At 63.0% G+C, this 2,256-nt stretch carries 2 protein-coding genes; both read left to right on the top strand.

The window, feature by feature from the left end; translation table 11 throughout:
- The first annotated feature begins 110 nt into the window (after positions 1 to 110).
- On the top strand, positions 111 to 761 hold the full coding sequence (locus AAC035_RS20810) for an ATP-binding cassette domain-containing protein (protein WP_339807028.1): 651 nt from the start codon (positions 111 to 113) through the stop codon (positions 759 to 761).
- On the top strand, positions 748 to 2,256 hold a 1,509-nt coding region (locus AAC035_RS20805; protein ID WP_339807029.1), incomplete at its 3' end, for an FtsX-like permease family protein. The genes AAC035_RS20810 and AAC035_RS20805, both read left to right, overlap by 14 nt.

The raw sequence follows: 2,256 nt of genomic DNA, 5'->3' as shown, positions 1-2,256 counted from the left end.
GGGGAGTACCTGTGGCCAGTCGTTTCCACCATCATACGCAAAATGACGAGTCCCCGACCTGTCCCAGGGCCTGTTTGTTATCTTGAGAGACCAGAACAAGGAGTCAGAGCATGGCGGTAGTGGCGATTGAAGGCTTACAGAAAACCTATCGCTCGGGTCCGGATTCGGTAACTGTGTTCGGCGGTCTGGATCTGCAGCTCGGTGCTGGCAAATCGCTGGCCCTGGTGGGCCCTTCCGGATCGGGAAAAAGCACCTTGCTGAATATTCTGTGTGGTCTGGAGTCGTTTGACCGCGGCGAAATCGTGTTGTTCGGGGATCGGGTAACCGGCTTTGGCCCTGACGCCTGGGCCGGGCTGCGACGCCAGCGTATCGGGGTGGTGTTTCAGGAGGCGAACCTCATGCCGGCGATGACGCTGGCTGAAAACATCCGGCTACGGGCCGAGCTGGCAGGGACAAACTCTGCAGATCCACAGGATTGGCTGGCCCGGCTGGGGCTGGAGGGCCTTGGCCAGAGATATCCGGATCAGGTCTCCGGAGGTCAGCGGCAGCGGGCCGCCCTGGCCATGGTGTTTGCCATGGCACCGGGGCTGATCCTGATGGATGAACCTACCGGCAGTCTTGATCGCCACACCGCTACTCTGGTGGCCGATGAGCTGTTTCGCTGGCAGGCTGAGCGGCAATGTCCACTGATCCTGGCAACCCACGATCTGGCGCTGGCGGAACGGTGCGACCATCAGCTTGATCTGGGTGGGGGGCAATAAGCTGATGTTGTTGCGGGCGCTGCTCAGTCACTACCGCCGCCATCCACTGCAGTTGCTGGCGCTGTGGTTGATTCTGGCACTGGCGACGGCACTCTGGACCGGTGTCTGGAGCCTTACCCAGCAAGCGCGCACCAGCATGACCGCAGGTGAAGAACAGTTGTCCGGCCGGCAGCAGCTGGTGCGCACGGATGGCAGCCCGGTCACCCGGGCGGATTTCGTAGATCTGCGCCGGCAGGGGTTGTGTGTGATGCCCTGGCTGGAAGTGGCGCCTGCCGGGGGCGGACCTCGTCAGGTGGGTGTCGACGCTCTTGCCATGGGGTGTGCCGGTGATGCGGCGGCGACAGGCGATGGAAACATGGGTCTGGACGGCCGGCCCTTTGTCGATATCGCCGAAGCCGCAAGAATGGTGCATGAGGAAGGTGCCCGGGGCCAGTTGCGGCTGTATCTGGCGACCGGATCCGATGGGGTTCTGCCGGAAAACTGGCAACTGCGGGGTGATGTGGGACAGCTCAGCACAGGGCAGCTGGCGGACAGCTTCCTGCTCAATCTGGATGCCTTGTGTGTTCTGGTGTTGCTGATCACCGCCTTGCTGGTGCGCAGTGTCTACAGCCTGGGGTTGGCACAACGCCGGGAAAGCCTTGGCCTGTTGGTGCGCTACGGGGTCCCGCTGAACCGCCTGCGTCGATGCCTGTTACAGGAGCTGCTGGTACTGGGCGCGCTGGCAGTTTTGCCCGGTTACTGGCTGGGCTTGCAGCTGTCCCGATTGCTTTCCTCCGGCTTTGCAGCGGCCATGACCAGTCTGTTTGATACCCCGTTGCTGGAAACCGGACGGTCGCTGACATCGCTGGCGCTGATCGCCCTGGTGATGCTGCTGGTGCTGGTCTGGGCCGCTCTGGATCTGTTCCGTACCGATACAGCCGCCACCAGACTGTGGTCTCCGGCTTTGGCGGGGGCCGTACTCATGGTGACTGGCGCGGTGCTGGTGCTGATGCCGGAGGGTCTGGTATGGATTTTCCTGGGTACTGGCCTGTTGTTGCTGGGCGCCGGTCTGGTGACGCCGCTGTTATTGCAGCGAACCTTGCGAACCGGTGCCCGCTTGCCGGCCCTGACGCTCTGGCGGCAGCGGGAAGCGGGAGTGCTGGTTCGTCGTCTGGGGCTGCCGCTGGTGGCACTCCAGTTTGCGGCAGCCACGGTAATCGCGGTGCAGGCCCTGGTGACCACCTTTGAAGATACCTTCTACGAATGGCTGGCTCAGCGCCTGTCTGGTGATGTGTATATGGAAGTGCCCGACGGCCGCGAAGTGGATGAGGTCCGGGATCTGCTGGCGGGCAGTCCGGTCATCCGCCATTGGCATCCGGTCATCAGGGGGCAGGGCGAGCTTGGCGGTCAGTCTATCGATGTGATGGCGACCGATCCGGCTTCGCCTTTGTTGCAGACCTGGCACCTGCTGGATCAGCTGCCGGACCCCTGGCTCGCGCTGCAGGCTGACGCAGTG

It is taken from the genome of uncultured Marinobacter sp., assembly GCF_963974375.1.
In the GTDB taxonomy this organism is placed as follows: Bacteria; Pseudomonadota; Gammaproteobacteria; order Pseudomonadales; family Oleiphilaceae; genus Marinobacter.
Note: the sequence above shows the minus strand (reverse complement) of the source record. Positions and strands in the feature narration are given on the sequence as shown.

Coding starts and splice junctions, on each gene's coding strand:
- AAC035_RS20810 (WP_339807028.1), top strand. CDS start 111: ATGGCGGTAGTGGCGATTGAAGGCTTACAGAAAACCTATCGCTCGGGT.